The sequence below is a fragment of the Streptomyces sp. NPDC001714 genome, from assembly GCF_042892755.1.
Lineage (GTDB): Bacteria > Actinomycetota > Actinomycetes > Streptomycetales > Streptomycetaceae > Streptomyces.
Window position 1 is genome coordinate 338,537 of sequence record NZ_JBIAUL010000003.1, and the last position, 24,628, is coordinate 363,164.

At 70.0% G+C, this 24,628-nt stretch carries 18 protein-coding genes and 1 tRNA gene; 6 read left to right on the top strand and 13 right to left on the bottom strand.

Annotated elements, in window-relative coordinates; translation table 11 throughout:
• Nucleotides 1-8 precede the first annotated feature (8 nt).
• A complete protein-coding gene (locus tag ACFY0P_RS10300) occupies nt 9-137 on the bottom strand; it encodes a DLW-39 family protein (RefSeq protein WP_003999697.1) in 129 nt (42 codons plus the stop codon).
• Between the two features lie 351 nt (nt 138-488).
• Between ACFY0P_RS10300 and ACFY0P_RS10305 the strand changes: the two genes are divergently transcribed.
• The 3 genes from ACFY0P_RS10305 to ACFY0P_RS10315 all read left to right on the top strand — a co-directional run bounded on the left by ACFY0P_RS10305 (nt 489) and on the right by ACFY0P_RS10315 (nt 2,567).
• Nucleotides 489-830 (top strand): DUF6344 domain-containing protein, encoded by a 342-nt coding sequence (locus ACFY0P_RS10305; protein ID WP_388909400.1) that lies wholly within the window; start codon nt 489-491, stop codon nt 828-830.
• A 190-nt stretch (nt 831-1,020) separates the two neighbouring features.
• Entirely contained in the window at nt 1,021-1,809 is a 789-nt protein-coding gene (locus tag ACFY0P_RS10310) for a GntR family transcriptional regulator (protein ID WP_388909403.1), read from the top strand.
• Entirely contained in the window at nt 1,806-2,567 is a 762-nt protein-coding gene (locus tag ACFY0P_RS10315) for a glycosyltransferase family 2 protein (RefSeq protein ID WP_388909406.1), read from the top strand. The genes ACFY0P_RS10310 and ACFY0P_RS10315 overlap by 4 nt, the downstream gene beginning before the upstream one ends.
• 75 nt (nt 2,568-2,642) lie before the next feature.
• Here the strand turns inward: ACFY0P_RS10315 and ACFY0P_RS10320 are convergent, their stop codons facing one another.
• The 3 genes from ACFY0P_RS10320 to ACFY0P_RS10330 form a co-directional block, all read right to left on the bottom strand.
• Nucleotides 2,643-3,578, bottom strand: a complete 936-nt coding sequence (locus ACFY0P_RS10320; RefSeq protein ID WP_388909408.1) for an FkbM family methyltransferase — start codon at nt 3,576-3,578, stop codon at nt 2,643-2,645.
• A gap of 3 nt (nt 3,579-3,581) precedes the next feature.
• Nucleotides 3,582-3,788 (bottom strand): ferredoxin, encoded by a 207-nt coding sequence (locus tag ACFY0P_RS10325; RefSeq protein ID WP_388909411.1) that lies wholly within the window; start codon nt 3,786-3,788, stop codon nt 3,582-3,584.
• Nucleotides 3,789-3,855: 67 nt separating this feature from the next.
• Nucleotides 3,856-5,067: an amidohydrolase family protein gene (locus ACFY0P_RS10330; RefSeq protein WP_388909414.1), complete on the bottom strand. Its 1,212-nt coding sequence runs from the start codon at nt 5,065-5,067 to the stop codon at nt 3,856-3,858.
• A gap of 235 nt (nt 5,068-5,302) precedes the next feature.
• Here ACFY0P_RS10330 and ACFY0P_RS10335 point away from each other — a divergent pair, with 235 nt between their 5' ends.
• The 3 genes from ACFY0P_RS10335 (at nt 5,303) to ACFY0P_RS10345 (ending at nt 11,011) form a co-directional block, all read left to right on the top strand.
• Nucleotides 5,303-5,752: a DoxX family protein gene (locus ACFY0P_RS10335; RefSeq protein WP_388909417.1), complete on the top strand. Its 450-nt coding sequence runs from the start codon at nt 5,303-5,305 to the stop codon at nt 5,750-5,752.
• 320 nt (nt 5,753-6,072) lie between these two features.
• Complete coding sequence (locus ACFY0P_RS10340) at nt 6,073-6,564, top strand: hypothetical protein (RefSeq protein ID WP_388909420.1); 492 nt, start codon at nt 6,073-6,075, stop codon at nt 6,562-6,564.
• 346 nt (nt 6,565-6,910) lie between these two features.
• Nucleotides 6,911-11,011 carry a hypothetical protein gene (locus tag ACFY0P_RS10345; protein ID WP_388909423.1) on the top strand — a complete coding sequence of 1,367 codons (4,101 nt, stop codon included), beginning with the start codon at nt 6,911-6,913 and terminating at the stop codon, nt 11,009-11,011.
• Between the two features lie 415 nt (nt 11,012-11,426).
• Here ACFY0P_RS10345 and ACFY0P_RS10350 read toward each other — a convergent pair.
• The 9 genes from ACFY0P_RS10350 to dnaA form a co-directional block, all read right to left on the bottom strand.
• A tRNA-Ile gene (locus ACFY0P_RS10350) sits at nt 11,427-11,503 on the bottom strand.
• Between the two features lie 111 nt (nt 11,504-11,614).
• Nucleotides 11,615-12,391, bottom strand: coding sequence for a DUF3566 domain-containing protein (locus tag ACFY0P_RS10355; RefSeq protein WP_388909426.1), 777 nt, complete (start codon nt 12,389-12,391; stop codon nt 11,615-11,617).
• Nucleotides 12,392-12,410: 19 nt separating this feature from the next.
• A complete protein-coding gene (gyrA, locus tag ACFY0P_RS10360) occupies nt 12,411-15,005 on the bottom strand; it encodes a DNA gyrase subunit A (RefSeq protein WP_388909429.1) in 2,595 nt (864 codons plus the stop codon).
• A 42-nt stretch (nt 15,006-15,047) separates the two neighbouring features.
• Entirely contained in the window at nt 15,048-17,117 is a 2,070-nt protein-coding gene (gene gyrB / locus ACFY0P_RS10365) for a DNA topoisomerase (ATP-hydrolyzing) subunit B (protein WP_388909432.1), read from the bottom strand.
• A 374-nt stretch (nt 17,118-17,491) separates the two neighbouring features.
• On the bottom strand, nt 17,492-18,019 hold the full coding sequence (locus ACFY0P_RS10370) for a DUF721 domain-containing protein (RefSeq protein ID WP_388909435.1): 528 nt from the start codon (nt 18,017-18,019) through the stop codon (nt 17,492-17,494).
• Nucleotides 18,016-19,137, bottom strand: a complete 1,122-nt coding sequence (recF, locus tag ACFY0P_RS10375) for a DNA replication/repair protein RecF (RefSeq protein ID WP_388909438.1) — start codon at nt 19,135-19,137, stop codon at nt 18,016-18,018. Before recF ends, ACFY0P_RS10370 begins: the two co-directional genes overlap by 4 nt.
• Before the next feature lie 63 nt (nt 19,138-19,200).
• Nucleotides 19,201-20,076, bottom strand: a complete 876-nt coding sequence (gnd, locus tag ACFY0P_RS10380; protein ID WP_388909441.1) for a phosphogluconate dehydrogenase (NAD(+)-dependent, decarboxylating) — start codon at nt 20,074-20,076, stop codon at nt 19,201-19,203.
• A gap of 178 nt (nt 20,077-20,254) precedes the next feature.
• Nucleotides 20,255-21,385 (bottom strand): DNA polymerase III subunit beta, encoded by a 1,131-nt coding sequence (dnaN, locus tag ACFY0P_RS10385; protein WP_189262851.1) that lies wholly within the window; start codon nt 21,383-21,385, stop codon nt 20,255-20,257.
• 952 nt (nt 21,386-22,337) lie between these two features.
• On the bottom strand, nt 22,338-24,257 hold the full coding sequence (gene dnaA, locus ACFY0P_RS10390) for a chromosomal replication initiator protein DnaA (RefSeq protein WP_388909444.1): 1,920 nt from the start codon (nt 24,255-24,257) through the stop codon (nt 22,338-22,340).
• Nucleotides 24,258-24,628: the final 371 nt, after the last annotated feature.

Below are 24,628 nucleotides of genomic sequence, written 5' to 3' on the forward strand. Positions count from 1 at the left end.
GTCGGTACTCACGAACCCGTGGGCACGGAGTCAGTCGCCTCCGTCCACAGATCCTGCTCGGCGCGATCCGCCTGGATCTGGCGGTACACAAGGAGCCCGCCGATGGCGGCCAGTGCGACCAGGAGAAGCTTCTTCACCGCGCGACCTCGTCTCTTCCTTGACGTAGGGGACCTCTGGCGCCCGACTATACACACCGACCGATATCGATCGGTGACCTGGCATCCGACCCCCAACTCCGGTCCGCCGCAAGGCGTTGCACGAGGTCGGACCGCTCCGATCGGAGGGTGATCACACCTCCACGGACGGTTACTTTGCTCCCTCTCGACTGCCTTCATGGGCCTTTCTTGGGATTTTTCCCACGCCATGCACCCATCCGTGTGGTGTTCATCAGAACATCGACGCGCCACAGGCCGACGTCCCCCACTTCGCGAGCCCCATACACATCATGAGGAAAGTACGCAAATCGCCCAACCCGAAAGTGAGGGGCCATGGCCCGGAACTCCAAGGTCATGAAGCTGTGGACCGCCATCGTCACCGCCTTCCTCGCGCTGTGCACGGCGCTCGGATTCGTCTCCGCCACCACCGCCGCCGCGGTACCGCAGACCGAGACCCCGCGCAACAGCACCGGCGACGACCACAGCACGGACCGGGTGACGATCCCGGCACAGACCCACTGGCTCTGGTCCCAGGCAAGGTCCCTCCCGCCCACGATGAAGCAGCGGATCCGGGCCGAGGCCCACGGCAAGACCCCCAGCTGCCGCCACCGCCCCCTGGACAGCACCGAGTCGGAGACCCCGGCCGAACCCCCCGCGGCACCGCTCGACTGCTGACCCCCACAGGCAACAGACGGCTCGGACGCAACGGCGCAAGGGCGACTTGCGTACGTACCAGCGCCTGCTGCGACACAGACCCGCGACCGGGATCGATCCGGCCGCGGGTCTCCGCACGTCCGGCCCCCTGCGTCCACCGACGAAACGGCTCGACTCATCAACTCCTCTTGAGGAGTCGTAGGCTGATCATGTGCCCAAGGCATACGAGGAGATCGCCGACGACCTCCGCCGCTCCATCAGGAAGGGCGAGCGCGAGCCCGGCGCCCGGCTGCCCTCCGAGGCGGAGCTGGCCCGGCACTACGGGCGGAGCGTGCCGACGATCCAGAACGCGTTGCGGCTGCTGAGCGCGGAAGGCCTGATCGACAAGCGGCACGGCAGCGGCACCTTCGTGCGCCGCCCGCGCACCCGCGCGGTCCGCGACAACGAACGGCACCAGTGGGAGAAGGACCGCGCCCTGATGCCGGAGGCGGCCCGTGCCCAGACCGGCGCCACCGAACGCGAGACCGGCCTGGTCGTCGACGACCTGGTCTTCTTCGCCCGCTACCGCGAGCTGACCGCGCCCGGCGACCTCGCCGACGCGTTCGGGGTGCCGGAGGGCACCGTGCTCCTGGAGCGCACCTACCGGACCAGGCACTCCGCCGAGACCGCACCCTTCAGCCTGGTGACCTCCTATCTCGTCCGCGACCTGATCGCGGCCAATCCGGCCCTTCTGGACGCGGCCAACGAACCCTGGCCGGGCGGCACCCAGAACCAGCTGCACACCGTCGGCATCGAGGTCGACCGCGTCGTGGAGCGCTTCACCGCCCGCCCTCCGACGCCCGAGGAGGCCCGGGAGCTGGACCTGCCGGCCGGCACGTCGGTGATCCTGCTGCGCAAGACGTCGTACGACATCCACGACCGCATCGTGGACATCACCGCCGTCGCGCTCCCCGGCGACCGCACCGAGCTGCTCTTCACCACACACCTGGAAAGGTGGTGAGCGCTGCCGTGACCCGGCGCATCACCGTCGTCACCGCGGTCCACGCGCCGTCGGCCCGCTTCCTGCCCGAGGCCCACAAGTCGCTGTGCGAGCAGAGGCTGCCGGACGGGTGGGAGTGGGAGTGGCTGATCCAGGAGGACGGACACGGCGAAGAGGTCCGCCCCTACGTCCCCGACGACGCCCGGGTGTCGTTCCGGCAGGGCCGCGCCGGTGGTCCGGGGGTCGCGCGCACCATGGCGCTGGCCCGGGCGGAGGGGCCGTACGTCAAGGTCCTCGACGCCGACGACCAGCTCCCGCCGGGTGCGCTGGGCCGTGACCTGGCCGCGCTGGAGGCCCGCCCGGACCTCGGCTGGGCCACCTCACGGGCCCTGGACCTGCTGCCGGACGGCTCCACGGCCGGTTTCCCCGGCGATCCGGAGGAGGGCCCGATCGAGCGCGGGACGGTGCTCGGCCACTGGTCGGCGAACGGCTTCCGTGCCCAGGTCCACCCTGCCACCCTCTTCGTCCGCCGCGAGCTGCTGCTGGCCCTCGGCGGCTGGATGGCGCTGCCCGCCTCCGAGGACACCGGGCTGCTGCTCGCCCTCGACGCCGTCAGCCGGGGCTGGTTCTCGGCGGAGGTAGGGCTGCTCTACCGCAAGTGGGAGGGCCAGGTCACCGGCCGTCCCGCCCACACCGACCCGGTGGAACGGGAGGCCCGCATGGCGGTCGTGGCGGCCCGGGCACGGGCCCTGGCGGAGCTCGGCTGGCGCTATGGCTGACCCTGACGTACGGGGTAACTCGGTGCAGGTGACTGGGTACGGACGACTCGATACGGGTGACTCGGTACGGGTGGGTTACAGCGTCGCCGCGTCCACGCGCGAGAACACCAGATCGCTCTCCTCGGTCACCGGGCGGTCCCAGCGGACCGGGACCACCGGTGCGCCGTGCAGGGCACGGGGGTAGCTGTCGGCCGCGTAGCTGTTGGCGAGCCGGTAGACGTGGTAGCCGGCGTCGGTCATGGTGCGCAGCAGTTCGTCGGCGGAGTCGCCCAGCTGGGCCATCCGGTCGGGGGTGACCTCGACCGTGATCTCGGCGTCCGGGCGGAGCTTGTCCAGCAGGGGGGCGAGCCCGCGCACCACCGCACCCTCGGCGCCCTCCACGTCGATCTTGATGACCCGCGCGGTCTCGATCTCCTCCGGACGGAGCAGCTCGGGCAGGGGTACGGCCTCGATGTCGAAGCTGGACTCGGCCGGGCCGTCCCACGGGACGATGCTGTTGGCGCCCATGTTGCGGGAGCTGGCGAGCACGAAGGTCAGGGTGCGGTGCGCGTCGGAGACGGCGGCGTTGACCGCGCGGATGTTCCGGCAGCCGTTGAGCGCGCTCTGCTGTTCGAGGCGGCGGTGGAAGGCGGGGGAGGCCTCGACGGCCACCACCCGGCCCTGCTCTCCGACCAGCCGGGAGGCGAGGACGCTGAAGACGCCGATGTTGGCGCCGACGTCGACGAAGCAGTCCCCCGGTGCCAGCCGGCCGCGCAGCCAGCGGGTCATGTGCGGTTCCCACACCCCGAAGAGGTAGAGGTAGCGCTGGATGAGGTCCTGGGTGTCGACCGCGAACCGGGCGCCGGAGAGCGTCTCGACGACGCGTTGCCGGGGGTGGTCGCGCAGGTAGGGGTTGAGCGCGCGGGCCGCGAGACCCTTGCCCCAGGGGCCCGGGAAGTCGCGGACGTAGCGGCGGCCGAGGGTGGCCAGGAGTTCGGTGAGTCGGGTGAGTTCGGTGCGGGCGGTGCTCATCCGCTAGTCGGTGACCCTTCGGCCGTCGATCCGGATCGCCTGCGACGGGCAGCGCTCGGCGATGTCCCGGATCAGTTCGTCGTCGTCCCCGGACTCCTCCCGTCCGGGCAGGACGAAACCGTACCCGTCCTCGAAGCCGAACATGGCGGGTGCCCGGAAGGCACACTCACCCGACCCGTAACAGACGTCGGCGTCGACGGAGACCTTCATGGAAGGTCCCCTGCCCAGCACGGGCCCCGCTGAACCGGCCGGGCCTGGACGAGGCTGCGCGACGGAGCTACGTGAACGGCAGCTCCAGCATCCGGATCGCGTTGCCGCGCAGCAGTTTGTAGGCGACCTCCGGGTCCAGTCCCCCCACGTGTTCCTGAGCCACCCGCTTGGTCTCCGGCCAGGTCGAGTCGACGTGCGGGTAGTCCGTCTCGAACGTCGCGTTGTCCACGCCGATCGTCTCGATCGCCTCGATGCCGTGCCGGTCCCGGAAGAAGCAGCAGAAGATCTGCCGGTAGTAGTACGTCGAGGGCGGCTCGGGGATCAGGTCCTTGACCCCGCCCCAGGCGCGGTGCTCCTCCCAGACGTCGTCGGCGCGCTCCAGTGCGTACGGGATCCAGCCCATCTGGCCCTCGCTGTACGCGAGTTTCAGCCGCGGGAACTTCACCAGGACCCCGGAGAAGAGGAAGTCCATCATCGAGGCCATGGCGTTGTTGAAGCTGAGCGAGGCCTGGACGGCGGGCGGGGCGTCCGGGGAGGCGGCCGGCATCTGGGAGCTGGAGCCGATGTGCATGTTGACGACCGTCCCGGTCTCCTCGCAGGCCGCGAAGAACGGGTCCCAGTAGCCGGAGTGGATGGACGGCAGGCCCAGGTAAGTGGGGATTTCGCTGAAGGTGACCGCCCGGACGCCCCGCTCGGCGTTGCGCCGGATCTCGGCGACGGCCAGGTCGACGTCCCACAGCGGGATCAGGCACAGCGGGATCAGCCGTCCGCCGCTGTCCCCGCACCACTCCTCGACCATCCAGTCGTTGTAGGCGCGGACACAGGCCAGCGCCACCTCCTTGTCGTCGGCCTCGGCGAAGGTCTGCCCGCAGAAGCGGGGGAAGGTGGGGAAGCAGAGGGAGGCCTCGACATGGTTCATGTCCATGTCCTCCAGGCGGGCCTTGGGGTCCCAGCAGCCGCGCCGCATCTGCTCCCGGGTGATGCCGTCGAGCGTCATCTCGTCCCGGGAGAAACCGACGGCCGCGATGATGCGCTTGTACGGGAAGAGCAGGCCCTCGTACTCCCACCAGTCGGTGGTCTGGCCCGCGGGATCGGTGGTGAAGCGGTACTTGCCGCCGACGTAGGCGAGTTCGCCGATGCCGGCGGTGAAGGGCTTGGGGCCCTTGTCACGGTACTTGCCCGGCAGCCACTTCTCGAAGAGGTGCGCGGGCTCGATCACGTGGTCGTCCACGCTGATCACCCTGGGCAGATCCTGGGTGCCGGTCGCGTTCTCTGCCATGCCTACCCCCTGCTGCCTGCGAAGTTCCGAATTTATCTGACGGTCCATCAGATAAACCGTCGGCATTCAGGCTAGGCCCAGGAGCCTGCACCAGCAAGGGCCACCACACCCCGCACCCCCTCGTGCCGCAACCTCCCGGAGTTCGTCGCGCCCTCCCTCTTGCGGCACGCGCCGCCTTCCGCTGAACTGACGAACCGTCAGATAGGTGCCGGTGGGAGTCCGGGGAGGGTGCGGGATGCGATCAGCCTTGCTGAGCGGTGCCGAATGGTTCGCGGTGCTCCGCATCGGGCTCGGCCTGTGGTGGCTGGAGAGCTGGCGGCACAAGGACAAGAAGCAGTGGTTCGGCGGCGGAGGCATCCGGTGGGCGGCCGGTGTCGCGGAGAAGCACCGCTGGCCGGTGGTCCGGCGGGGCTTCGACACCGTCGTCGCGCCGCGCCCCCGGCTGATGGCCTACGTCGTGGCCTACGCGGAGCTCGCCCTGGGCCTCGGACTGGTCTCCGGCTTCCTCACCCCGATCGCGCTGGCGGCCGGGTTCCTGCTCAACCTGATCTACCTGGTCCTCATGATCCACGACTGGGCGGAACAGGGGCAGAACCTGATGATGGCCCTGATCTCCCTGGTCGGCCTGTTCGCGATGAGCTGGCAGAGCTGGTCGGTGGACTCGGCACTGGGGCTGTTCGGCTAGCCGAGACGCCCCTCGGGGCCGGGGCCCACGGCGCACGAGGCACCCTCCGATCGGCGGCACAGCCGCCGCTCTGGGGGCGCGGGGAACCGCGCGACCGGCCACGACGCCCCTCAGGGCCGGGACCCACGGGGAACACCCGCGACGAAGCGCACTCTGATCGGCAGCACAGCCGCCGCTCTGGGAGCGCGGGGAACCGCGCGACCAGCCACGACGGGCCCGCGGCGACCCTCCGCCCCCATCAACCCATCAACCCATCAACCCATCAACCCATCAACCCATCACGGCCTCACGGCATCACGGCACGCGGCGAGGAGGCACAGATGACGACCGACCCCTCGGAGTCCCCTTCCGATTCCCTCTCGGATTCCCCCTCCGCAGACACCCTCAGAACGCTGCACTCGGCGCGCGCCCGCAGCGCGTACGAGCGTGCGGTGGCCGCCTGCCGCCACGCGGGGATCGCCCCCGACGCGGCGCAGACCGTCCCGACGAGTCCGGTGGGCCGGGCCGCGAACGCTCTGCGGCTGTCGGCCCAGTCGCTCACCGCGCTGGCCGGTACCGCGCCCGACCCGGCGGCGGACGCCCGCTGCGCCCGCAACGCCGCCGCCACCGCGGCGCTGGCCGCGCAGGTGGCCGCCGCCCTGGACGACCGCACCGAGACGGCTTCGGCCCTGCGCGCGGCCCTCACCGCCTCCCAGGCGGCGGCAATGGCGGCCGGCGGCACGGCGGCGGGACAGGACGCGGCTCTGACCGCGCAGGCCGACGACACGGAGGAACGCGCGGTCGAGGCGGCACGTAGGGCGGGCTGGATGTGATCCCGTGCCGTTCGGCACCGGTCCCTCCCCACGTGGGGACCGGTGCCGAACGGCGCGGGAGGTGGAGGACCGCCCACCGAGACCGGAGGCCGGCTCAGTGGGGCGGGAGCAGCTCGCGTCCGACGGCCACTCCGGCGGAAGACCACCGGCCGAAGGTGACCGAGAACGTGCGGTGCCGTGAGCTGTCTCTGCGAATGCTGAGCTGGTCGGCCGGTCGGGGCGACCCCCGATCACCGCGTTGCTGAGGCGAAATCCTGCCAGCCGAGGAGCCCGTATGAGGAGGGCGGGACGTCCGCTCCGGAGCTTCGCCGCAGGTCAGCCGTATAAAGTGGGTTTTCCGGTCCGGATGGCCAGCAGCGGGGGAAGTAAGGGGTGGAGATCCTTGGGTCCCGACGCAGGGGCACGCGCAGCCTTCGCGGAACGTCTCGCGTTGCTGTACAGGGAGGCCGGTAATCCTCCGCTCAAGCGCGTCGCCGAGGCGGTCGACCGACTGCATCGCGTCGACGAGCGGGGCCGGCCCGTCCGGGTCTCCGCCCAGCGGATCAGCGACTGGCGGCGGGCGAAGAACGTGCCCGCACAGTTCGTCGCCCTCTCCGCCGTCCTGCAGGTCCTGATCCCGCAGGCCCGTCGCGCCCAGCCGACACCCGTGTCCGGTGGGCTCTACGACATGGTCCAGTGGCAGAGGCTGTGGGAGCGGGCCGTGGCCGACCCGGTCGGCGAACTGCCCGGACCGGAAGCGGCCGAGGAGACGGAACAGCCGCCGCCGGTCGACAGCGTCTGCCCGTACCGGGGTCTGGCCTCCTACCGCCGTGAGGACGCCCGCTGGTTCTTCGGCCGGGAGCGCAGTACCGACGCGCTGGTCGCCCAGCTCCGTTCCGCCGAGCCGGGCGGCGGCCTCGTGATGCTGGTCGGTGCCTCGGGCGCGGGTAAATCCTCGCTGCTGAACGCCGGCCTGGTCACCGCGTTGCAGAGCGGTGCCCTGGGCGATGAGGAGGACCGCGACCGCCCGCGTCTCATCCTTCAACTCATCCCGGGTGCGGACCCCGTGAAGGAGCTGACCCGCCGGATACCCGAGCTGGCCGAGCCGGCAGACCTGGACGACCCGGACGCCGTACGAAAAGCGGTCACGGCCTGGGCCCGCCGGGAAACCGCAACCGGGCACGCCACAACCGGGCCGCCTGCGACCGGGTCGACCGTCGATGTTTCACGTGAAACACGGCAGCCCTCGCGGCCCCAGCCAGCTCATCCTGCCCGTCCAGTCATCATCGTCGACCAGTTCGAGGAGACCTTCACCCTCTGCACCGACGAGGCGGACCGGCGCACCTTCGTCCAGCTCCTGCACACGGCCAGCACCCCCGCCACCCCCGGTGAACCGGCCCCCGCCCTGGTCGTCCTGGGGATCCGTGCCGACTTCTACGAGCAGTGCCTCGGCTATCCGGAGCTGGCCGACGCGCTCCAGCACCGGCACATGGTGCTCGGCCCGCTGACCACCGCCGAACTGCGCGAGGCGGTGACCGCTCCCGCCAAGGCTGTAGGCCTGGAGCTGGAGCCCGGCCTCGCCGAGCTGATCGTCCGGGAGGTGAGCGCGGACGGCCCGCGGGGCGCCCATGACGCAGGCGTCCTTCCGCTCCTCTCCCACGCCCTGCTCGCCACCTGGCAGCGCCGCAAGGCGGGCCGGCTGACGCTGGCCGGTTACCGGGCGGCCGGCGGCATCCAGGGCGCCGTCGCCGCGACCGCCGAACGCGCCTGGTCGAGCCTGGACCCGGCCGCCCGTACCGCCGCCCGGCTGCTCCTGCTCCGGCTGGTGCGGCTCGGCGAGGACACCCAGGCGACCCGCAGACGCGGCACCCGGCGCCAGCTGGCCGCGGAATCCACCGACCCGAACAAGACGGAGGAGTCACTCGAGGCCTTGGTCCGGGCCCGGCTGGTGACCCTCGACGCCGACACCGTGGAGATCACCCACGAGGCGCTGCTGCACGCCTGGCCCCGGCTGCGCGAGTGGCTCGACGAGGACCGCAACGGGAATCTGCTGCGCCAGCGCCTGGAGGAGGACGGCCGGGCCTGGGACGAGTCGTCCCAGGACTCCGCGCTGCTCTACCGGGGCTCACGTCTGGAACAGGCCCACACCTGGGCCAGATCGGCCGGTGACACCTTCCTGACCCGCAGCGCGGTGGAGTTCCTGGCGGCCTCGGTACGGCTGCGCCGGCGCACGGTGTGGCTCAGCCGGGCCGCCGTGTCGGCGCTGGTCGTGCTCGCGCTGCTGGCGGGCGGCTCCGCCGTGGTCGCCCGGCAGCAGCGGGACGACGCGGTGTTCGAGCAGGTGGTGGCGGAGGCCGACCGTTTCCAGTACTCGGACCCGTCGCTCGCCGCTCAGCTCGACCTCGTGGCCCACGGCCTGCGCCAGGACGACGAAGGCGCCAACAACCGCCTGATCTCCATCGTCAACGCCCCGCTGGCCACCCCGCTGCTCGGCCACACCGGCGCCGTCTACCTCACCACCTTCAGCCCCGACGGCAAGGTCCTGGCCACCGCCGCCTACGACCGCACGGTCCGGCTGTGGGACGTGAGCGACCCGACCCGGCCCAAGGCCCTGGGCAAGCCCCTGCTCGGCCACACGAGCTGGGTCTCCAGCGCGGTCTTCAGCCCGGACGGCAGGACCCTGGCCAGCGCCGGCGACGACGGCACGGTACGCCTGTGGGACGTCCACGACCCGAAGCACCCGACCTCCCTGGGCTCCCCGCTGGCCGGCCACGACGGCACCGTCTACCTGGTCGCCTTCAGCCCGGACGGCAAGACCCTGGCCGCCGCCGACGAGGACCACACCGTCCGCCTGTGGGACGTCCACGACCCGCGTCGGCCCGCCTCGCTGGGCACCCTCACCGGCCACACCGAGGCCGTGCGCTCCATCGCGTTCAGCCCCGACGGCCGCACCCTCGCGGCCGGCAGCGACGACAACTCGATCCTCCTGTACGACGTCTCCGACCCCCGCCGCCCCGAGCGCGTCGGCACTCCGCTGACCGGGCACACCGCGACCGTGCACTCGGTGGCCTTCAGCCCCGACGGCCGTACCCTCGCCAGCGGCAGCAAGGACGACACCGTACGGCTGTGGGACGTCAGCGACCGGGCGCACGCCAAGGCCCTCGGCGGGCCGCTCACCGGTCACACCGGGCCCGTCTGGTCCGTGGCCTTCAGCCCCGACGGCTCCATGCTCGCCGCGGGCAGCGCGGACTCCACGGCCAGCCTGTGGAACGTCGGCAACCCGGCCTTCCCCTCCCAGCTGGGCGAGCCGCTCGCGGGCAGCAGCGGCGAGATGTACGCCGTCGGCTGGAGCCCCGACGGGCACACCCTCGCCACCGGCAGCGGCGACGGCAAGGTGCGGCTCTGGTCGATCCCGGGCTCGGACATGATCGGTGCGGCCGGGGCGTTCAGCCCGGACGGCCGGATCCTCGCCACCGGTGGCGGCGACAGCCGGATGCGACTGTGGGACATCACGGATCCCGACCGGCCCACCGCGCTGGGCGAGCCGTTCACGACCGGGTCACGGGACCTGCGCGCGATGGTGTTCACCCGGGACGGCCGCACCCTGATCATCCTGACCAGCGAGAACAACCTCAGCTGGGTGCAGCTGTGGAACGTCTCCGACCCCGCGCACCCCGCCCAGTACGGGGCGCCCGTCCGGCTGAACACCCGGTATGCGGGGTCCGAGGCGCTGACGCTGAGTCCCGACGGGCGGACCGTGGCCGCCGACTACGACGACCGCACGGTCCAGCTCCTGGACATCAGCGACCCGGCCCACCCCAAGCGCCTCGGCGAGCCCCTCAAGGGCCACACCGGCTACGTCAACGCGCTCGTCTTCAGCCCGGACGGCAGGACCCTGGCCAGCGGCAGCGCGGACGGCACCGTACGCCTGTGGAACGTCTCCGACCGGAACCGCGCCAGGCCCCTCGGCGGCCCCCTGAAGGGCCACCTGGGGCCCATCAACACCCTCGCCTACAGCCCCGACGGGCGCACCCTGGCCAGCGGCAGCGACGACGACACGGTCCGCCTCTGGAACGTCTCCGATCCCGGCCACGCGACCCGCCTCGGCTCAGCTCTCACCGGCCACACCGAGGCGGTGGTCTCCCTGACCTTCAGCCGCGACGGCAGGACCCTGGCCAGCGGCGGCAACGACAACACGGTCCGCCTCTGGAACGTGTCGTCCCCGTCCTCGGCCCACCCCATCGGCCAGTCCATGAGCCCCAACGCCAAGACGGGCAACTTCCTCTCCTTCAGTCCCCGGAGCAACATGCTGGGCGTCTCCAGCGGGGCCGACACGGTCCGGCTGTGGAGCCTGGACGTCGACCAGGCCGTCAACCGCATCTGCGCGGTCACCCGCAACGTTCTGACCCCCGCCAGGTGGCGCGAGTACCTCCCCCGCCTCGCCTACGACCCGCCCTGCGACACCTGATCCGCTCCGACCCTGACCGTCTTTGAGTGATCCCGATCACAACTGCTCACGACGGCCGAGAAGTTGACTCCCGCCGCACAGGCCACCTTGTTAGGCTGGCCGCAACCCGGTCGCTGGTGCATCCCCCGTCGCCAGCGACCGGGCCTTTTCATGCCTTCTCTCGGCCGGGCCGAACTCCAGAGCCTTGTAGGGCCCGGCCTCCCCGCGTGCTCCTGGGAGTCCCGGCGGTCGTCCCCTTGCAACCGCCGGTCTCGCCCCGGGCGCTCTGTGCCCCCTCCACGGCCTGACCGGCAGCATGACCGGTCGGCGCCCTGACCCGCCACGGGAGCTCCGCCCCACGCCGTACCGGCCGGCGGCCGATGTCGGCCGTAGATGCAAAAGACCCCCGATCCATCCGGACCGGGGGTCTCAGCACTGGTGGGGCTAACAGGATTTGAACCTGTGGCCTCATCCTTATCAGGGATGCGCTCTAACCAACTGAGCTATAGCCCCGCCGCGCTCTGCGGTGTATGTCCCGCGCGCTGACTCCTGAAGATTAGCGCACGACCGGGGCAGTCCCAAAATCGGTTGTCGGGGGACCGTCGGGAGAGGTTTGAACTCCGGTTACTCGTCCTCGGCCAAGGTCAGCTCGATACCGCCGACGAAGCCCGCGGAGAGGTTGTAGATGAACGCGCCGAGGGTCGCCAGCGCCGTCGCGAGGACGACGTCGATGACCGCGATGATCGTCGTGAACATCAGGACGTGCGGGAGGGAGAGGAACGCCTGGAGGTCGAAGCCGTTCGACTCGTTCGAACCGGTCGCCTCCGAGATCGTGCCGCCGACCGTCGAGAACACGCCCATCGCGTCCAGGACCATCCACAGCACCGCCGCCGCCACGATCGAGCAGATGCCCAGCGCGATGGAGAGCAGGAAGCTGACCTTCATCACCGACCAGGGGTCGGCCTTGGCGACCCGCAGCCGGGCCTTGCGGGTGCGCGGCGCGGTACGCGCCCCGGCGGCGCCCGTGCGCGGCCGTCGTACGCCCCCCGCGGGCGCCTGGGCGGCCTGCGCCGCCGGGTAGGCCTGCGGCGGGTGGTAGGGCCCGGCGGGCTGCTCGGCACGCCGTTCCCCGGGCAGCGGGGAAACGCCCTGCTGCGCGGGCGCCGGCCGGTCGCCCGGCGCGGCCGGCCCTCGGGTGTCGGTCACGGTTCCCCCCTGCGATCCCTGTGCATCCGGCGCGGGCGCCTTCGCGGGCGCCTTGATCGCCTTCAGCTGGGTCGTGTGCGTGTCCGCCTGCTGCGGCGCACCGCCCCCGTCGGACGCGGCGGAGCCACGGCCGCCGCCGTCCGCATCCGTACCCGTCGAGGTACCGGCCGATCCGGCGCCCGTGGCTCCGCTCACGATGACTCACTCCTCGTGCCTACTCGGCCGAGGGCGCCTCACCCTCGTCCGTGCCGCTGGTCACGACACCCTCGGCGGTCTCGTCCACGGCATCATCGCCGTCGACTTCCTCCGCCTCGCTGCCGGCCTCGGCGTTACGTGCGATGCCGACGACGGCATCGCGCTTGCCCAGGTTGATCAGTTGGACGCCCATGGTGTCACGGCCCGTCTCCCTGACCCCGCTGACTCGCGTGCGAATCACACCGCCGGACAGGGTGATGGCGAGGATCTCGTCGTTCTCCTCGACGATCAGCGCGCCGACCAGCGAACCGCGGTCCTCCACGATCTTGGCGGCCTTGATACCGAGGCCGCCGCGGCCCTGGACGCGATACTCGTCGACACGGGTCCGCTTCGCGTACCCCCCGTCAGTGGCAGTGAACACGAACGTACCGGGTCGAACAACATTCATCGACAGAAGTTCATCCCCCTCACGGAAACTCATGCCCTTGACACCGGAGGTGGCCCGGCCCATGGGTCGCAGAGTGTCGTCGGAGGCCGTGAACCTGATCGACTGTGCCTTCTTGCTGATCAGAAGCAGATCGTCGTCCGCCGAAACCAGCTCGGCACCGATCAGTTCGTCGTCGGAACCGTCCTCGCGCTCCCGCAGGTTGATCGCGATGACACCGCCGGAGCGGGGCGAATCGTAATCCTTCAGAGGCGTCTTCTTGACCAGACCGGCCTTGGTGGCGAGCACCAGGTAGTCCGCCGCGTCGTAGTCCCGGATCGCGAGGATCTCGGCGATCGCCTCGTCCGGCTGGAAGGCCAGCAGGTTCGCCACGTGCTGACCGCGCGCGTCCCGGCCGGCGTCCGGCAGCTCGTACGCCTTCGCCCGGTACACCCGGCCCTTGTTGGTGAAGAACAGCAGCCAGTGGTGCGTGGTGGAGACGAAGAAGTGGTCGACGATGTCGTCTTCCTTCAGCTTCGTACCGCGCACGCCCTTGCCGCCGCGCTTCTGCGCCCGGTAGTCGTCCGTCTTGGTCCGCTTCACATAGCCACCGCGCGAGACGGTGACCACGATGTCCTCCTCGGCGATCAGGTCCTCGATGGACATGTCACCGTCGTAGGGCACCAGCATGGTCTTGCGGTCGTCGCCGTACTTCTCGACGATCGCGGCCAGCTCCTCGCTGACGATGCCGCGCTGGCGGACCGGCGAGGCCAGGATCGCGTTGTACTCGGTGATCTTCGCCTGGAGCTCGTCGTGCTCCTGGATGATCTTCTGGCGCTCCAGGGCGGCCAGTCGGCGCAGCTGCATCTCGAGGATGGCGTTGGCCTGGATCTCGTCGATCTCCAAGAGCTCCATCAGGCCCGTACGCGCGATCTCGACCGTGTCGCTGGCCCGGATCAGCGCGATGACCTCGTCGATCGCGTCCAGCGCCTTCAGCAGACCGCGCAGGATGTGCGCCCGCTCCTCGGCCTTGCGCAGCCGGAAGCGCGTCCGGCGGACGATGACCTCGATCTGGTGCGTCACCCAGTGCCGGATGAACGCGTCCAGGGAGAGGGTGCGCGGCACGCCGTCGACCAGGGCCAGCATGTTGGCGCCGAAGTTCGACTGCAGGTCCGTGTGCTTGTAGAGGTTGTTCAGCACGACCTTGGCGACCGCGTCCCGCTTGAGGACGATCACGAGCCGCTGACCGGTCCGGGACGACGTCTCGTCGCGGACGTCCGCGATCCCGCCGACCTTACCGTCCTTTACCAGGTCGGCGATCTTCTGCGCCAGGTTGTCGGGGTTGGTCTGGTACGGCAGCTCCGTGACCACCAGGCACTGGCGATTCTGGATCTCCTCGACCTCGACGACCGCCCGCATGGTGATCGAGCCGCGGCCCGTGCGGTACGCCTCCTCGATGCCCTTGCGGCCCACGACCAGCGCACCGGTCGGGAAGTCGGGGCCCTTGATGCGCTCGATCAGCGCATCCAGGAGCTCCTCGTGCGAGGCGTCCGGGTTCTCCAGGTACCACTGGGCACCGGCCGCGACCTCGCGCAGGTTGTGCGGCGGGATGTTGGTCGCCATGCCGACCGCGATACCGGCGGAGCCGTTGATCAGCAGGTTCGGGAAGCGGGCCGGCAGGACGGTCGGCTCCTGGGAGCGGCCGTCGTAGTTGTCCGTGAAGTCGACGGTCTCCTCGTCGATGTCGCGGACCATCTCCATCGACAGCGGCGCCAACTTGCACTCGGTGTACCGCATGGCGGCCGCCGGGTCGTTGCCCGGGGAGCCGAAGTTGCCGTTGGAGTCCACGAGCGGCATCCGCATCGACCACGGCTGGGCCAGGCGCACCAGGGCGTCGTAGATGGAGGAGTCGCCGTGCGGGTGGTAGTTGCCCATGACGTCGCCGACGACACGGGCGCACTTGTAGAAGCCGCGCTCGGGGCGGTAACCGCCGTCGTACATCGCGTACAGGACGCGGCGGTGCACGGGCTTGAGGCCGTCGCGGACGTCGGGCAGCGCACGGGACACGATGACGGACATCGCGTAGTCCAGGTACGAGCGCTGCATCTCCGTCTCGAGCCCGACGGGCTCGACGCGCATCGCGAGCTCGCCGCCCTCTTCAGGGGTGACGGGGGTGTTCTCGTCGGTCATGGCTGGTCAAGATCCTTCCTGGTGCGGTCAGCTGAGACCGACTCAGATGTCGAGGAAGCGGACGTCCTTGGCATTGCGCTGGATGAACGCGCGGCGGGCCTCGACGTCCTCGCCCATCAGGACCGAGAACAGGTCGTCGGCCTGGGCGGCGTCGTCCAGAGTGACCTGGCCGAGGACCCGGTGCTCCTGGTCCATGGTGGTCACGCGCAGCTCCTCGGCATTCATCTCACCGAGACCCTTGAAGCGCTGGATGGAGTCCTCGCGGACCCGCTTGCCGCGCTGCCGCCCCATCTCGAGGAGCGCGTCGCGCTCGCGGTCCGAGTACGCGTACTCCGTGTCGTCCCGGCCCCACTTGATCTTGTAGAGCGGCGGGCGGGAGAGGTACACGTGCCCGGCCTCGACCAGCGGCCGCATGAAGCGGAACAGGAAGGTCAGCAGCAGGGTGGAGATGTGCTGGCCGTCGACGTCGGCGTCCGCCATCAGGATGATCTTGTGATAGCGGAGCTTCTCGATGTCGAAGTCCTCGTGCACACCCGTGCCGAACGCCGAGATCAGCGCCTGGATCTCCTGGTTCTGCAGGATCTTGTCGATCCGCGCCTTCTCGACGTTGAGGATCTTGCCGCGGATCGGGAGGATCGCCTGGTACTGCGGGTTGCGGCCCGACTTGGCCGAGCCGCCGGCGGAGTCACCCTCGACGATGAAGATCTCGCACTTGGTGGGGTCGTTCGACTGGCAGTCGGAGAGCTTGCCCGGCAGGGACGCGGACTCGAGCAGGCCCTTGCGCCGGGTCAGGTCACGCGCCTTGCGGGCCGCCACGCGCGCGGTGGCCGCCTGGATGCCCTTGCGGACGATGTCCGCGGCCTCCACCGGGTTGCGGTCCAGCCAGTCGTTCAGGTGCTCGTAGACCGCCTTCTGCACGAAGGTCTTGGCCTCCGTGTTGCCCAGCTTGGTCTTCGTCTGGCCCTCGAACTGCGGCTCGCTCAGCTTGACCGAGATGATCGCGGTCAGACCCTCGCGGATGTCGTCACCGGTGAGGTTGTCGTCCTTCTCGCGGAGCAGCTTCTTGTCGCGCGCGTACTTGTTGATCAGCGAGGTCAGCGCCGCACGGAAGCCCTCCTCGTGGGTGCCGCCCTCGTGGGTGTGGATGATGTTGGCGAACGAGTACACGCCCTCGCTGTAGCCGCTGTTCCACTGCATGGCGACCTCGAGGGACAGGCTCTTGTCCTTGTCTTCGGCCTCCAGGTCGATGATCGTCGGGTGCACCACGTCCCCCTTGCGGGAGTTGAGGTACTTCACGAAGTCGACGATGCCGCCCTCGTAGTGGTACGTGACGGTCTTGACCTCGGCCTTCTCGTCCGCGCCCGCCTCGTCCGCGCCCGCGACGGCCTTCGCCGACTCGCGCTCGTCGGTGAGCCGGATCGTCAGGCCCTTGTTGAGGAACGCCATCTCCTGGAAGCGCCGCGACAGCGTCTCGAAGGAGTACTCGGTGGTCTCGAAGATGTCCGGGTCGGCCCAGAACGTGACCGAGGTGCCGGTCTCGCCGGTCTCCTCGTGCTTGGCCAGCGGAGCCGTGGGAACGCCCAGCTTGTAGTCCTGCGTCCAGCGGTGACCGTCGGTCTTGATCTCGACGGACACCCTGCTCGACAGCGCGTTCACGACGGACACACCCACACCGTGCAGACCGCCGGAGACGGCGTAACCGCCGCCGCCGAACTTGCCGCCCGCGTGCAGCACCGTCAGCACGACCTCGACGGCCGGCTTGCCCTCGGACGCCACGATGCCGACCGGGATGCCACGGCCGTTGTCCACGACGCGCACGCCGCCGTCGGCCAGGACCGTCACGTCGATGGTGTCCGCGTAGCCGGCCAGTGCCTCGTCGACGGAGTTGTCCACCACCTCGTACACCAGGTGGTGCAGGCCGCGCTCGCCGGTCGAGCCGATGTACATACCGGGTCGCTTGCGGACCGCGTCCAGCCCTTCGAGCACGGTGATGGCGCTGGCGTCGTACGAACCGGAGGCGGTGGCCTCACCGTGCGCGCCGGCGTCGGTGGACGGGATGTTCTCGTTGGGGTTGCCGGAATCGGCCACGAAGCGCCCTTTCTGGCACAGCACGAGCCGGGCTCGTCGGCGGGTTGCCGGAGCGGCTGCGGCATGTTGCGTTGGTAAGCCTTGATCAGCGTTGCTCAGCTTTTCCCGGACGGTCCCCACGTTCGGGGCGGGATTGTCTCCCAGTCTACCGGTAGCGCCGACAGTGATGGGGGTTTGCCGGTACCTGAGTCCGCATGTGCCGCCCTGAACCCGCCTCCGCCGACTCCCGATATGCGGATGGGGGCTCCAAGAGGCTCAAGGAGGCACTCAGCGCTTCCGGCTGTCAACCCTTGGCTACTCCGGCGTCAGGTCGCGATTCGCAACCGCGTGCGGTCGTACGACAATCGGCCGGGCCGGCCGTGGAACGGCCCCGCACCCGGCTGAGATCGTGATGTAAGTCACCCGTAGGTGTCCCCGGGACCCGTGCTCCCAGGGGCGCGCAACGGGCCGTAGCGCCGGACCGGACCGCCCGGATTGAGCACCTTGATCAGGCGCACGGTGCCGTGCCCCAGGTCCTCGTTCAGGCGGGCGACCAGCGCGGGGGCGAGGTGGCGCAGCTGGGTCGCCCAGGCCGTGGAGTCGCACTGGACGACCAGCACCCGCTCGTCCTCGTCGTACCGCTGCGGCACGCAGTGCTTGGCCAGATCCTCACCGACGATCTCCGGCCAGCGGCCCATCACCCCGCCCACCGCGGCCGGTGTCTCCCAGCCGCGCTCGGTGATCAGCCGGTTGATCGCGGAACCCAGCGCCATGGGGTCGCGGCCGTCGGCGCGCGCGCCGGAGCGCAGGCCGCCGCGCCGCGCCTGCTTCTTCTGCTGCGCCGCGTCGCCACGCGCGCGTGCCGCCTCCTTGGCCGCCCTGAGCGCCACGCGCGCGAGGTCGACACCGGAGGGTTCGTCCTTGGGCGCGGGTCCGTCGGTCGTCATGCGCGCTCCACCGTCCCGTCGGCCACCGCGTACCGCGTACCGGCGAGGACGTGCGGCACGTCGTCGTCCACGGCGGCGGTGACCAGCACCTGCTCGCCGGGCGCGACCAGCTCCGCCAGCCGCTCCCGGCGCCGGGCGTCCAGCTCGGCGAACACGTCGTCGAGCACCAGCACCGGTTCGTTCCCCTCGGCACGCAGCAGGTCGTACGACGCGAGGCGCAGCGCCAGCGCGTACGACCAGGACTCGCCGTGCGAGGCGTAGCCCTTGGCGGGCAGCTGCCCCAGCTTGAGGACCAGGTCGTCGCGGTGCGGGCCGACCAGCGTCACGCCCCGCTCGATCTCCTGTTTGCGGGCGTCCGCCAGAGCCGCCATCAACTGGCCGTACAGGTCCTCCCGGCTGTGCGCCTCACCGGGCGCCGACGGCTTGTACTCCAGCGAGATCGGACCGCCGCCCGGCGCCAGCTGCTCGTACGCCTTGTCCGCGAGGGGCTGGATCGCGGCGACCAGGTCGAGTCGCTGGGCGAGCAACTCGGCGCCGACCCGCGCGAGATGCTGGTCCCACACGTCGAGCGTGGAGAGATCCATGGAGCGGCCGCCGTGCCGCCGGGCGAGGGCGGCGGTCTTCAACAGGGTGTTCCGCTGCTTGAGGACCCGCTCGTAGTCGGACCGCACACCGGCCATGCGCGGTGCGCGAGCCGTGATCAGCTCGTCCAGGAAACGCCGCCGCTCGCCGGGATCGCCCTTCACCAGCGCGAGGTCCTCGGGCGCGAACAGCACGGTCCGTACGATCCCCAGCACGTCACGTGGCCTGACCTGCGAGGACCTGTTGATACGGGCGCGGTTCGCCTTGCCGGGGTTCAGCTCCAGCTCGACCAGCTGCTGCCGGTCGCCCTGCCGGACCTGCGCCCGGATGATCGCCCGGTCGGCGCCCATGCGGACCAGAGGGGCGTCGGAGGCGACCCGGTGGCTGCCGAGGGTGGCGAGATAGCCGACCGCCTCGACGAGGTTGGTCTTGCCCTGGCCGTTGGGGCCGACGAAGGCGGTGACGCCCGGGTCGAGCGGGACCTCGACCCGGGCGTAGGAGCGGAAGTCGGCCAGCGACAGATGCGTGACGTGCATAGGTTTTTCGCCGACCTCCCCGTGACCTGCTGCTTCGTCTCTGCTCGGTACTGCTTCTCGGTGCTACTTCGCCTCTACGGCGTGGCCGCCGAACTGGTTGCGCAGCGCGGCGATCATCTTCATCTGCGGCGAGTCGTCCTGCCGGGACGCGAACCGCGCGAACAGCGAGGCGGTGATCGCGGGCAGCGGCACCGCGTTGTCTATGGCGGCCTCCACAGTCCACCGGCCCTCACCGGAGTCCTGTGCAAAACCCTTCAGCCTGTCCAGGTGCTCGTCCTCGTCGAGGGCGTTCACCGCGAGGTCGAGCAGCCAGGAACGGATGACCGTCCCTTCCTGCCAGGAGCGGAAGACCTCGCGCACGTCCGTGACGGAGTCGACCTTCTCGAGCAGCTCCCAGCCCTCAGCGTAGGCCTGCATCATCGCGTACTCGATGCCGTTGTGGACCATCTTCGCGAAGTGGCCCGCGCCGACCTTGCCGGCGTGCACCGAACCGAAGTCGCCCTCGGGCTTGAGCGCGTCGAAGACCGGCCGGACCTTCTCGACGTGCTCGGCGGCGCCCCCGTACATCAGCGCGTAGCCGTTCTCCAGGCCCCAGACGCCGCCGGAGACCCCGCAGTCGACGAAGCCGATGCCCTTGGCGGCCAGCTCCCCGGCGTGCCTCTCGTCGTCCGTCCAGCGGGAGTTGCCGCCGTCGACGACCACGTCACCGGGCTCGAGCAGCTCGGCCAGCTCGTCGATCGTGGACTGGGTCGGCGCCCCGGCCGGGACCATCACCCACACCACGCGCGGCCCGCTGAGCTTGCCCACAAGCTCTTCCAGGCTGTGGACATCGGCGAGGTCCGGGTTGCGGTCGTATCCGACGACGGTGTGGCCCGCGCGGCGGATCCGCTCGCGCATGTTGCCGCCCATCTTGCCGAGGCCGACGAGACCGAGCTCCATCAGTTGGTTCCTTAGGTTGCGGTGTGGCAGGAGAGGCACGTTCGTACCCGTGTCCGAGCCTAATCGCGACCCTTTGCGCACAGTTGTGGGCCCAGCCGCTCACCTGGGGAAACCCACCGGACCTCGGCGCCGGGTACCCACAGGGGAGACCCGGCACCGTGCACAGCTGTGGACAGACTCAGCCGCTCAGCCGCACCGGCATGATCAGGTACTTGTACGCCTCGTCCGCCTCGGCATCCACCGCCGGCTTGCCGCTCAGCAGCGCCGGCTTCGTGGACGTCGTGAACGACAGCTGGGCCACCGGCGAGTCGATCGCGCTCAGGCCGTCCAGCAGGAACGTCGGGTTGAACGCGATCGAGATGTCGTCGCCCTCCAGCTGCGCGTCGACCCTTTCCACAGCCTGTGCGTCGTCGCTGGAACCGGCCTCCAGGATGAGCACGCCCTGCTCGAAGCTGAGCCGCACCGGGGTGTTCCGCTCGGCGACCAGGGCGACGCGCTTGACGGCCTCCACGAAGGGGGCGGTCTCGATCACGGCGACGGAGTTGAACTCGGTCGGGAACAGCGTGCGGTACTTCGGCAGGTCGCCCTCGAGCAGCCGCGTGGTCGTACGGCGGCCGGCGCCCTCGAAACCGATGAGCCCCTCGCCCGCGCCCGAGCCGGAGAGCGCCAGGATGACGCTGTCGCCGCTCGTGAGGGCCTTGGCGGTGTCCAGGAGCGTCTTGGCGGGCACCAGGGCGACCGCGGACGCCTCCGGGTTCTCCGGCTTCCACAGGAACTCGCGGACCGCGAAGCGGTAGCGGTCGGTGGAGGCCAGGGTGACCGTGTCGCCCTCGATCTCGATCCGTACACCGGTGAGCACCGGCAGCGTGTCGTCACGCCCGGCGGCGATGGCCACCTGGGAGACCGCGGAGGCGAAGACCTCACCGGGGACGGTGCCCGTCGCATTCGGCATCTGCGGCAGGGACGGGTACTCCTCCACCGGCAGGGTGTGCAGCGTGAACCGGGACGATCCACAGACCACCGTGGCTCGTACACCGTCTGTGGAAATCTCCACCGGCCGGTTGGGGAGCGCCCGGCAGATGTCGGCGAGCAGGCGGCCGGAGACCAGGACCGTGCCCTCCTCCTCGACCTCGGTCTCGACGCTGACCCGCGCGGAGACCTCGTAGTCGAAGCTGGACAGGCTCAGCTGGCCGTCCTCCGCCTTCAGGAGCAGGCCGGCGAGGACCGGCGCCGGCGGACGGGCCGGGAGGCTGCGTGCCGCCCAGGCCACTGCCTCCGCGAGTACGTCGCGTTCCACCCGGATCTTCACCGTAAGCCCGCCTCCTGCTGTTGCCGGGGCTTCTCGCCCTGCTGCGTCTTCGTCGTCTGTCCCGGTGTCGTCGGCCCCGGGGAGGGGAAGAACACCGGGGACCAGTCTGACGCACCGCACTGACAGCTGGTGCCTCTCGGGGTCAAGTCGTGACGAGGCGCGGTCAGAGGCCGGAGAGCGAGTTGTGCACAGGGCCCTCTTCGAAACGGATTCCCAGCTCTCTCTAGTTGGGAGTAGTAGTAGGGCCTGTGGATACCGTGGATAACCTCGTTTGCCCAGCTCAGGGCCAAGATTTTGTCCACTGCCCCTGTGGGTGGAGCCGGTGGACAACTGGGTGTCGCTGTGGAGAACAGAAAGTTCTGCACACACCGTGCACAGCCTGAGGGGAGTTCTCCCCAACGCCGTCCCCAGCTTTACCCACCTTTCCCACAGCCCAACCCGGCACCTTGGTGTGACGGCTTTCACTCGACACGGTGAGCGGGCGCGTCACGTTGCCGAACAGTGGACAGCCGTGTGGAGAAGGTGGGGATCGCTGGGGACAACCGCCCCTCATCCTGTGGGCTACCGGTGGACAACTTCATCCACAGTCTGTGGATCCGTTCTCCGTCCACAGTCTGTGGAGATCCGTCGTCCACGATTCCACAGCCACCTGAGCTGCCCCGATGCCGTTTCAACCCCCAGCCTGTGGACGACGTTCGGGACAACTTCACAGTCCCCAGGGTGTGGACGCAAGAAAGTCGGCAAATCTGTGGAGGACGGCCGTAACCCGGCCGGTAATCGAACAGCGGACCTTGCTCGAGCGCCCCCTTGGGGGCGCTCGGAACCGCGCGACCAGCCCCCACCGACCGGCACGGGACCCCTCCGAACCACCCCAGGACGCCAAAAGGGCGCCCTGGGATCTCTCCCGAGGGCGCCCTGGACGCCGCGTGAACCGTCGGCCGAACCCCGGCCGCTACCCGTTCTTGATGCGGTTCGTCAGCTCGGTCACCTGGTTGTAGATCGACCGCCGCTCCGCCATCAACGCCCGGATCTTCCGGTCGGCGTGCATGACAGTGGTGTGGTCCCGGTTCCCGAACTGCGCACCGATCTTCGGCAGCGACAGATCCGTCAGCTCCCGGCACAGGTACATGGCGATCTGCCGCGCCGTGACCAGCTGCCGCCCGCGCGAGCTCCCGCACAGGTCCTCGACCGTGAGCCCGAAGTAGTCCGCGGTCGCCGCCATGATCGCCGTGGCGCTGATCTCCGGCGTGGAGTCCTGCCCCCCGGGGATCAGATCCTTCAGCACGATCTCGGTCAGCCCGAGATCGACCGGCTGCCGGTTGAGCGACGCGAACGCCGTCACCCGGATCAGCGCGCCCTCCAGCTCACGGATGTTGCGCGAGATGCGGGAGGCGATGAACTCCAGCACCTCCGGCGGGGCGTTCAGCTGCTCCTGTACCGCCTTCTTGCGGAGGATCGCGATCCGCGTCTCCAGCTCCGGCGGCTGGACGTCGGTGATCAGACCCCACTCGAACCGGTTCCGCAGCCGGTCCTCCAGCGTGACCAGCTGCTTGGGCGGCCGGTCGCTGGAGAGCACGATCTGCTTGTTCGCGTTGTGGAGCGTGTTGAAGGTGTGGAAGAACTCCTCCTGCGTGGACTCCTTGTCCGCGAGGAACTGGATGTCGTCGACGAGCAGGATGTCCATCTCGCGGTAGCGCTTGCGGAAGCTGTCGCCCTTGCCGTCGCGGATGGAGTTGATGAACTCGTTGGTGAACTCCTCCGAGCTCACGTACCGCACGCGCGTGCCCGGGTAGAGGCTCCGCGCGTAGTGCCCGATCGCGTGCAGCAGGTGCGTCTTGCCGAGTCCCGACTCCCCGTAGATGAAGAGGGGGTTGTACGCCTTCGCGGGCGCCTCGGCGACGGCGACCGCGGCCGCGTGTGCGAAGCGGTTGGACGCGCCGATGACGAACGTGTCGAAGAGGTACTTCGGGTTCAGGCGGGCGGTCGGCTCACCGGGGCCGCCGGCCGGCGCGGGCTTCGCCCCCAGCGGCCCGGGCCCGCCTGCGCTCGGCATGTTCGGCAGGTCCGGCCGTCCGGGACCGCCCCGGTGCCCCTGGCCCGGCCCGCCCGGGGACTCGGGCAGCTCACGGCGCCCAGAGTCCCGGTCGTAGTCAGAGCGGTCATGGCCGGGCCGCTCGTAGTCGGACCGGTCGTAGTCGGGGCGCGGCGGTTCGTACTCCGCGCGCTGCTGCTCGTACGACGGCCGGTCCAGCGGCTGCTGCGGGCGGTACTCCTGGGCGTAGGAGTCCCCGTAACCGTCCGAGCGGTACGCGTCCTGGGACGGCGAGGCATAGGGATCGCGCTCCGGGAAGCCCAGCCGCGGCTGCTGCCAGCCGTACTCGTCCTGTCCGGGGCGCGGCCAGGCGCCGGGCTCGGGGCGCTGGTACTCGGAGGGGTAGGCGGGGCGGGCGGTGGGCAGCTGGTCCCGGCCGCCCTGGTCCGGCAGCTGGTCGGCGCGGTGCCGGCCGTATCCGCCGTCGTACTGCGGCGACGAAGGCTCGGGCTCGTCGTAACGCTGTTTCTGTACGGGGGGCGCCGGCGGGGCCGGGGGCTCGCCGGCGGATTCGTCCACGGTGATCGCGATCCGGATCGGGCGCCCGCACTCGCGGCTCAGGGTCTCGCTGACGATCGGTGCGAGACGGCCCTCCAGTACGTTCTTCGCGAATTCGTTCGGTACGGCGAGGAGGGCGGTGTCCGCGACCAGCGCGAGCGGCTGGCACCGCCGGATCCAGTGTTCGTCCTTCGCCTCCACACCCTGACCGCGGCCCTCACCGAGGAGCTGCTCCAGTACTCGTGGCCACACTGCGGCAAGATCGGCAGGTACGTCAGCCACAGGGCACGCTCTCTCACAGGTCCCACGAACGTGTGGTTCGAGGACGGGTCGGGATGAAAATCAGGTCGGGCGGGGATAAAGGAACGAATCGGAGTTCAGCCACGGTAGTCAGCGTGGCGGCTGCGGTTCAAGTTGTTGTCCCCAGCCTGTGGATAGTGTCTCTCCGTCACTGCTGGTTTGACCGAATGGCGTAGCCCCGCGTACCGTAACCAGGTCGAGTTGTCGATGGCTGCTGCCGCCTGCCTCCGATGGGCACAGATCGCTGAAGGTGATCGGGAAGCGGTGCACTCGGGCGTGATGCGAGCTACTCGTGGGCGCACGGTGACAGCCAGGACGGCACCCGCCACACCGATTTGATTTCTGGAGCCCCC

What these genes read in the sequence shown, in the direction of transcription:
- ACFY0P_RS10305 (WP_388909400.1), top strand. Translation starts at nt 489, where the DNA reads ATGGCCCGGAACTCCAAGGTCATGAAGCTGTGGACCGCCATCGTCACC.
- ACFY0P_RS10320 (WP_388909408.1), bottom strand. Translation starts at nt 3,578, where the DNA reads ATGAGCACCGCCCGCACCGAACTCACCCGACTCACCGAACTCCTGGCC.
- ACFY0P_RS10325 (WP_388909411.1), bottom strand. Translation starts at nt 3,788, where the DNA reads ATGAAGGTCTCCGTCGACGCCGACGTCTGTTACGGGTCGGGTGAGTGT.
- ACFY0P_RS10330 (WP_388909414.1), bottom strand. Translation starts at nt 5,067, where the DNA reads ATGGCAGAGAACGCGACCGGCACCCAGGATCTGCCCAGGGTGATCAGC.
- ACFY0P_RS10335 (WP_388909417.1), top strand. Translation starts at nt 5,303, where the DNA reads ATGCGATCAGCCTTGCTGAGCGGTGCCGAATGGTTCGCGGTGCTCCGC.
- ACFY0P_RS10340 (WP_388909420.1), top strand. Translation starts at nt 6,073, where the DNA reads ATGACGACCGACCCCTCGGAGTCCCCTTCCGATTCCCTCTCGGATTCC.
- ACFY0P_RS10345 (WP_388909423.1), top strand. Translation starts at nt 6,911, where the DNA reads ATGGCCAGCAGCGGGGGAAGTAAGGGGTGGAGATCCTTGGGTCCCGAC.
- gyrA (WP_388909429.1), bottom strand. Translation starts at nt 15,005, where the DNA reads ATGACCGACGAGAACACCCCCGTCACCCCTGAAGAGGGCGGCGAGCTC.
- ACFY0P_RS10370 (WP_388909435.1), bottom strand. Translation starts at nt 18,019, where the DNA reads ATGACGACCGACGGACCCGCGCCCAAGGACGAACCCTCCGGTGTCGAC.
- recF (WP_388909438.1), bottom strand. Translation starts at nt 19,137, where the DNA reads ATGCACGTCACGCATCTGTCGCTGGCCGACTTCCGCTCCTACGCCCGG.
- gnd (WP_388909441.1), bottom strand. Translation starts at nt 20,076, where the DNA reads ATGGAGCTCGGTCTCGTCGGCCTCGGCAAGATGGGCGGCAACATGCGC.